At 55.5% G+C, this 7,473-nt stretch carries 5 protein-coding genes; 3 read left to right on the top strand and 2 right to left on the bottom strand.

Annotation, left to right across the window (positions count from 1 at the left end; translation table 11 throughout):
* Both ACIQ0G_RS03065 and ACIQ0G_RS03060 read left to right on the top strand, forming a co-directional pair.
* Positions 1-548: SRPBCC family protein (locus tag ACIQ0G_RS03065; RefSeq protein ID WP_397576647.1), on the top strand; the 548-nt coding region annotated here is incomplete at its 5' end.
* Entirely contained in the window at positions 545-1,615 is a 1,071-nt protein-coding gene (locus ACIQ0G_RS03060) for an alcohol dehydrogenase family protein (protein WP_397576646.1), read from the top strand. The genes ACIQ0G_RS03065 and ACIQ0G_RS03060, both read left to right, overlap by 4 nt.
* On the opposite strand, the gene ACIQ0G_RS03055 is transcribed toward ACIQ0G_RS03060, so the two are convergent.
* A complete protein-coding gene (locus tag ACIQ0G_RS03055) occupies positions 1,612-2,928 on the bottom strand; it encodes an aspartate aminotransferase family protein (RefSeq protein ID WP_397576645.1) in 1,317 nt (438 codons plus the stop codon). The two genes, ACIQ0G_RS03060 and ACIQ0G_RS03055, sit on opposite strands and share 4 nt — an antisense overlap.
* Positions 2,929-3,026: 98 nt before the next feature.
* The gene (locus ACIQ0G_RS03050) at positions 3,027-4,421 is read right to left on the bottom strand and encodes an amino acid permease (RefSeq protein ID WP_397576644.1); all 1,395 of its coding nucleotides are present in this window, start codon (positions 4,419-4,421) and stop codon (positions 3,027-3,029) included.
* Positions 4,422-4,629: 208 nt separating this feature from the next.
* On the opposite strand from ACIQ0G_RS03050, the gene ACIQ0G_RS03045 reads away from it, so the two are divergent.
* Positions 4,630-6,972, top strand: coding sequence for a transketolase (locus tag ACIQ0G_RS03045; RefSeq protein WP_397576643.1), 2,343 nt, complete (start codon positions 4,630-4,632; stop codon positions 6,970-6,972).
* Positions 6,973-7,473: the final 501 nt, after the last annotated feature.

Here is a 7,473-nt window from a genome sequence, read left to right as displayed (position 1 = left end):
CTGACGCCATTGCAAGCTTCACACCCAAGTTGCAGGCTTGGGAAGCGAGTGCAGCAGCGGCGGGTCGGCCAATCGGTAATATCGACGATGCCCCCGAAAGCAGCCACCTGCGTCTGTTGATGCAGCGGATGAACAAGGATGGCTGGTCATCGGAAACGCAAGACGGTTCAGCGCCTGCGCCATTGATGGGCAAACGGACAAAGGCAGATGGCGGCCGGATGCACCTGAGCTTCAGCCCGTTCAGTCAAATTGTGGCCGACGACCATTTCGCGATCCTGTTCCAGTTCACGCCGCGCGGCGCGCTGGAAACCGATGTGGAAATGATCTGGCTTGTCGATGGCCGTGCGACAGAAGACCAAGTTGACATTGAAAAGATGACCTGGGGCTATCACGCGACAACCACGCAGGACAAAGTCATCACCGAAAATAATCAGGCGGGCATTATGTCGACTCGCTACCGCCCTGGCCGCTATTCTGATCAAGAGGGCAGCGTTCTTAAGTTCCAGAAATGGTATTTGAACCAGTTCGGGCTGGCGCGCGCCGAGTGACCATTGCCGCCAACATGCGGGCAGTTTTGCTGACCGGCCATGGCGGTTATGAAAAGCTGGAATTGCGTGATGATGTCCCGGTACCAAAGCCGGGTGTTGATGATGTCCTGATCCGTGTTGGCGCGGCGGGCATCAACAATACGGATATCAACACGCGGATTGGCTGGTATTCCAAATCAGTCGCAGAGGCGACAGAGACGGGCGCTGCAGAGGGACTTGCAGGCGCCGGCGACGATGGCTGGTCCGGTGCCGCATTTCAATTTCCGCGCATTCAGGGTGCAGATGCTTGCGGAACGATTGTCGCTATAGGCGATAATGTCGATCCCGCCCGCATCGGAGAACGGGTCTTGGTCGAACCCGTCTTTTGCGGCGCGAGCCGTTACGACATTCTCTATTTCGGCTCGGAAGTCGATGGCGGCTTTGCGGACTATGCCTGCGTTCCTTCGGTTCATGCGCACCGCGTTGAATCTGCGTTATCGGACATCGAACTGGCTAGCTTTCCATGCGCTTACGGAACTGCGGAAAATATCCTGACCCGCATCAATGTGCAGGCTGGTGAGCGCGTTCTCATCACCGGTGCATCAGGTGGCGTTGGCTCCGCGGCAGTCCAGCTTGCGAAACGGCGCGGGGCAGAGGTCATCGCCATGGCGGCGGATGCAAAGGCCGATAGCGTCCGCGCGCTGGGTGCGTCCCGCGTCATTCCGCGCGATGCCAATCTGCTATCATTGTTCGGGCAAGAATATTTTGACGCCGCTGTCGATATTGTCGGCGGTGCGCAGTTCGGCGCGATCCTGAACGTGCTTAAGCGCGGAGGCCGCTATGGCGTGTCGGGTGCGATTTCGGGGCCTGTCGTCGATCTTGACCTTCGGACGCTCTATCTCAAGGATTTGCGCCTGATCGGTTGCACGGTTTTAGAGCCGGAGGTTTTTGCAAACCTCGTCTCATATATTGAACGCGGCGAAATCCGGCCGGTGGTTGCAGCCACTTATGACTTATTCGACATCGTCAAAGCGCAAGAAGCGTTTTTGACGAAGCAGCATGTCGGAAAGATTGTCGTGTCGCTTTAGTCGACGGTTTCAATCAGATCGCCGATACGTCCAACGATTTCGTCGATATGCGCTTTTTCGAGAATGAGCGGCGGCGACAATGCGATGATATCGCCGGTCGCGCGGACCAATACACCATTGTCGAAGCATTTGTGGAACAACTGCATACCGCGCTTGCCAATGCCGCCTGCATGTGGCGCAAGCTCTATGGCAGCAACAATGCCCATATTGCGGATATCGATAATGTGCCGTTTGCCCTTCAGGCTGTGCACTGCGTCCTGCCAATAATTGTGCAGCGAGCTCGCATGCTCAAAAATCCCCTCCGACTTGTATAGATCAAGCGTCGCAAGGGCTGCTGCCGCTGCCAAGGGGTGGCCGGAATAAGTGTAGCCGTGGAACAATTCGATGCCATCAGGGCCGCCCTCTACAACACCGTCATGGATGTGGCGGCTGACCGCAACCGCGCCCATAGGCACAGCGGCGTTGGTAAGGCCCTTTGCCATTGTGATGATGTCTGGCGTCACGCCGAGCGTTTCGGATGCCGTTGTGCCGCCGACACGGCCAAAGGCGGTGATGACTTCGTCAAAGATCAGCACAATGCCGTGCTTGCGCGTGATCTCACGCAGTTTTTCGAGATAGCCAATCGGGGGTACCAGAACGCCGGTTGACCCCGCCATGGGTTCAACAATTACGGCGGCAATGGTTTCGGCGCCATGCAGCGCGACGATAGCCTCAAGATTGTCGGCCAGATGCGCGCCCCATTCGGGACGACCCATCGTGAAGGCGTTATGTTCCAGATTATGGGTGTGCGGCAGATGGTCGACGCCCGTTAACAAGGTGCCAAATTGCCGCCGGTTGTTGACGATGCCGCCGACCGAAATGCCGCCAAAGCCAACGCCATTATAACCACGCTCACGTCCAATCAGGCGCGTGCGCGTGCCTTGTCCGATGGCGCGCTGATAAGCGAGCGCAATCTTCAATGCTGTGTCGACCGATTCGGATCCCGAATTGGTAAAGAAAATGCGGTCCAGCCCCTCAGGCATGATCGTCGCCAGACGCGACGCCAGTTCAAACGCGAGCGGGTGCCCCAATTGGAATGGCGGGGCATAGTCCAGCTCGGCCGCGCATTTCTGGATGGCCTCGACAATCGGTGCGCGGCAATGGCCTGCGTTTACCGCCCATAGACCCGCGGTACCATCAAGGATCTGACGTCCGTCGTCGCTGGTATAATGCATGTCCTTTGCCGACGCCAACTGACGCGGCGTGGTTTTGAACGCCCGGTTCGCAGTAAACGGCATCCAAAATGCCGCTAGGGGGTCGTTTTCCAGTTTCATCCATTCGCTCCAGCAACCAGTTTCATATGCTTATGCGATATGCAGGCCATTATCCGTGATTGAAAAGATTGTTGCGTCCGGAAAATTTTGGTGGGCATTTAACTTTTCCGTTGGTTTGCTTGCACGCGGCATTTGACCCAATATCCAACCAAGAACAGCGCTGCCACCAGAACGCTGGTCCAAAGTTCAATGGAGTGCGATGTCGAAACGCCCATCAGCACCAGAACGCCGACCATCCCGGCAATGGCCGTCCATGTGCCATAAGGATGGAACCACATTTTGAGCTTCAGCTTTTCAGGGGCAGTCGCTTCGAAATCGGCGCGGAGCCGCAGCTGTGCCCAAGCAATCAGCAGATAGATAAACAGCATGATCGCGCCCGAAGCATTCACCAGAAAATTGAACACCCTGTCCGGCGACAGCACCGATGCGGCAAGTGCGAAATAGCTAAAGAGGCTCGCGATAAGGATCGCACGGGCAGGCACTTTCGCTTTGCTCAACTGCACACAAGATTGCGGCGCATCACCATTTTTGGCGAGACCGAACATGGCGCGTGACGTGATATAAATGCCCGAGTTTAGGCACGACAACACGGCCACAAGCACGATGCTATTCATAATCAGATCGGCGGCGGGATAACCCATGACGCGCAAAGCTTGGGCAAATGGCGATGCGCCAACTTCGATTTCGTTCCATGGCACGATCGATACGATCATCAGGATCGACAACACGAAGAATATCAAAATGCGCGTCGATACCGATATCGTCATACGCGCGATGGTGCTTGCGCCATCTTCCGATTCTGCGGCCGCCAGCGTCGCGATTTCTGCGCCGCAAAGCGAAAATATCGTCGTCGATACACCCACGAAAATGACGGCAATACCTGCTGGCGCAAAACCACCATGTTCGGTCAGGTTTGAAAAAGTCGGGCCAGAAGGCGACGTGACACCCGTGGCATAAGCGGCGGCAGCGAGAATGAAGACGATGATTGCAACCACCTTCGTGGAAGCGAACCAGAATTCGAATTCTCCGTAGGATTTGGCGGACATCAAATTAACCGCGGTCAATATTGCCATCAGCACCACACCGATTTCCCAAATTTCAAGCATCGGAAACCAGCTGTTTATAATCTTCGCGCCCGCAATTGCCTCAATAGCGATCACGACGACCCAGAAATACCAATAGAGCCATCCGACAAGAAACCCGGCCCAATTACCGACGCCGGTACGGGCAAAATCGGGAAAGGTTTGAACACCAGGCATCGCCATGGCCATTTCGGAGATCATCCGCATGACAAGTAATACGAGGAATCCCGCCAACGCGTAGCTTATAACCGCAGCAGGCCCGATTGTGCTGATGGCTGTCGATGAACCAACAAACAGGCCAGCACCTATGATGCCGCCAAATGTGATCATCGAAACATGCCGGGACTTGAGTGTTCGGCTAAGTTCGTTCGCACCAGTTCCTGCTGGTGGCGTCGCTAAGCTTGTGTCCATGTGTCGGATTCCCCCTCGTTCAAAACGGTTCTAGCTTTGAAATAAGTGATCTGTAAATGACGGCTATCAAACAAATGTGATACAAGCCGCCTTTCGTCGCGAAAAGTTGGAACGCACGGGTTATAATTTTTGCTTATAAGCCGCGGCATTGGACTGACATGCGCTTGCAGGGCTGATATGGAACGGGCGAGGGGATGCAATAACCGAAATGGCCACCGTCTTAACTGACCACCGAAAAGAAAAAATCGCCACGATCGAGACGCTGGATGCGCGGCTGCGCTGGCTGTCGTCATGGATTGTCCATAACGCCAACCATTTGCGGGAAAAGCGCGACGGCCTTAAGGTTGGCGGTCATCAGGCCAGTTGCGCCTCGATGACGGCGATTATGGCTGCGGTTTATTTCCATGCGCTTCGCCCGCAAGACAAGGTGTCGGTGAAGCCCCATGCAGGCCCCGTGCTGCAGGCCATCCATTATTTGCTGGGCCATCAATCACTGGAGCAATTGCAGCAGTTTCGCGCATTGGGCGGCGCACAAAGTTATCCGTCACGCACCAAGGACAAAATCCCGGTGGATTTTTCAACTGGTTCAGTTGGATTGGGCGTTGCGATTACGGCCTTTTCCAGCCTCGTTCAGGATTATCTTGTTGCGCATGGGTCGCTAGATGAAGCCGACGCCGGCCGGATGATATCGCTGATGGGCGATGCTGAGCTTGATGAAGGCAATATCTACGAATGCCTGATCGAAGCCTATAAGCACGACATTCGCAATTGCTGGTGGGTGGTTGATTATAACCGCCAGTCCCTAGACAGCACGACTGCTGACCGCATGTTCCGGCGCTTTGATGATATTTTCGAAACCTGCGGCTGGCGTGTTGTCACATTGAAGAATGGCAAGTTGCAGCGCGCGGCATTCTCGCGGCCGGGCGGAAAATCGCTTGAGGACTGGATTGAAAATTGTCCGAACGCTGATTTTGCCGTGCTCACTTATAAGGGCGGTGCGGCGTGGCGCGAACGGTTGATCGCGGACATTGGCGGTAAGCCGCATGTGGCAAAGCTGCTCGACAGTTTTGACGATGACGGGCTCGCTGCTCTGATGACCAATTTGGGTGGTCATTGCATCGAGTCTTTAATGGATGCGTTCGACAGCGCCGATGATGAACGACCGACATTGTTTATCGCCTACACCGTTAAAGGCTACGGCCTGCCGCTTGCGGGGCATAAGGACAATCATTCGGGGATGATGAACCCCGCGCAGATTGAACAGCTTCGCGTCAGCATGGGCGTTGAGGTCGGGCAGGAATGGGAACCATTTGCCGGATTGGGTGGAAATATCGCGGCGCGGTTGAAAGACTTTGTCGGGCAGAGCGTTCTCGCGCACAAACCGCAAGAGACCGATGCGCCGGTGATCGCCGTGCCCGAGCGCCTTCCTGTGCCATCTGGTGATGTTCAGTCGACACAAGCAGCCTTTGGCAATGTTTTGCTCGACCTCGCCAAATCCTCTGAGACATTGGCCGACCGTATCGTGACAACCGCGCCTGATGTTACCCAGACGACCAATTTGGGCGGCTTTGTAAACCAACGCGGGCTTTTCCGCCGATCCGATGTGGCCGATATCTTCCGTGATGCCAAAATTCCGTCGGCACAAAAATGGGCGGCCCATGCCGCGGGACAGCATATTGAACTGGGGATTGCGGAGAATAACTTCTTTCTTTTGCTCACGTCGCTTGGGCTGGCCGCGCCGCACTTCGGGACGCGGTTGATTCCCGTTGGTACGGTGTATGACCCCTTTATCGCGCGCGGATTGGATGCGCTGAATTATGGGTGCTATTCCGATGCCCGTTTCTTGCTCGTTGGAACGCCGTCCGGACTGACCTTGGGACCAGAGGGCGGTGCGCACCAGTCGATCAATACGCCGCTGATCGGGATGGGGCAGCCTGGCCTTGCTTATTACGAACCGGCTTATGCCGATGAAGTCGCATTGTTCATGCGCTGGGCATTTGAGCATATGCAAAAGCCCGACGGCAGCTCGGTATATCTGCGCCTCAGCACGCGCCAAGTGCCGCAGGTGCAACGCGCTGGTACCGAATGGGAGACGGACGCGTTAAAAGGCGGCTATTGGTTAAAACAACCTGCCCCCGGCGCCGAAGCGGCGATTGTTTTCACAGGGGCAATTGCGCCTGAAGTGCTGGCTGCTTTCGAGCAACTGGCGGATGATATTCCCGGATTGGGCGTGTTAAATGTGACGTCGCCCGATGTGCTGCATCGCGACTGGTCTGCCAGCAAGGCCGCACGCTGGACTGATAAGCCAATGCAAATGTGCCATGCCGAAGATCTGTTGTCGGTTTTGGCACCTGACGCTGGGCTCGTGACGGTCATTGATGGTTCGCCAGGCGCGTTGTCGTGGCTGGGTGGTGTGACAGGCATGCGGGTAAGTCCGCTTGGTACGGATCGTTTCGGCCAGACGGGGAATCTCATCGATCTGTACGACACCTACCGCCTTGATGCGGCTGCCATCATTGATGCAATGGCGGAGCTGTTTCTGAAACGGTAGACTGGCCTCGGCCACGTACTAGATTGGGTCTGATTGGCGCAGCACGCAGTCCTGCTCGATGTGGTCTCAGGCGTGATATTCCGTGTTCCACGGGAATTTGCAGTGAAAATATCCAAAATATGATCCTGCCTGTATTCCGGTCAGCTCGCAAAGCCGCAGTTATCCAGATGTTTGATACGGAAATTCCCTAAGCCACATAACAGGGAATTACCCCACCATATCAGGAAATTCTGAACGCAGATCAGGATGGTGAAGCCAAGCATCAGGAATTTTTTATCTTCTCACCCTTGCGCACTTAGATTTGTTCCTTTATTGTTCTTTTGTTCATCAAAAATGGATGAGTTGGAAACGGCAGAGCCTGACCCAATTCGCGGTGGAGCCGCAAAATCGGGGTTGTGCCCCAAAGCCGGGGTAGAGCCCCAAAAACCGAGGCGGAGCCTCAACATCCCTACGTTCGAGATCGCGCCGTATTGCGTGCACAAAAGGCTGTGCCCGCACGCT

Source organism: Sphingorhabdus sp. (assembly GCF_044354325.1).
GTDB lineage: Bacteria > Pseudomonadota > Alphaproteobacteria > Sphingomonadales > Sphingomonadaceae > Sphingorhabdus_B.
This window is presented reverse-complemented; position numbering and strand designations above follow the sequence as displayed.

Coding starts and splice junctions, on each gene's coding strand:
- ACIQ0G_RS03055 (WP_397576645.1), bottom strand. CDS start 2,928: ATGAAACTGGAAAACGACCCCCTAGCGGCATTTTGGATGCCGTTTACT.
- ACIQ0G_RS03050 (WP_397576644.1), bottom strand. CDS start 4,421: ATGGACACAAGCTTAGCGACGCCACCAGCAGGAACTGGTGCGAACGAA.
- ACIQ0G_RS03045 (WP_397576643.1), top strand. CDS start 4,630: ATGGCCACCGTCTTAACTGACCACCGAAAAGAAAAAATCGCCACGATC.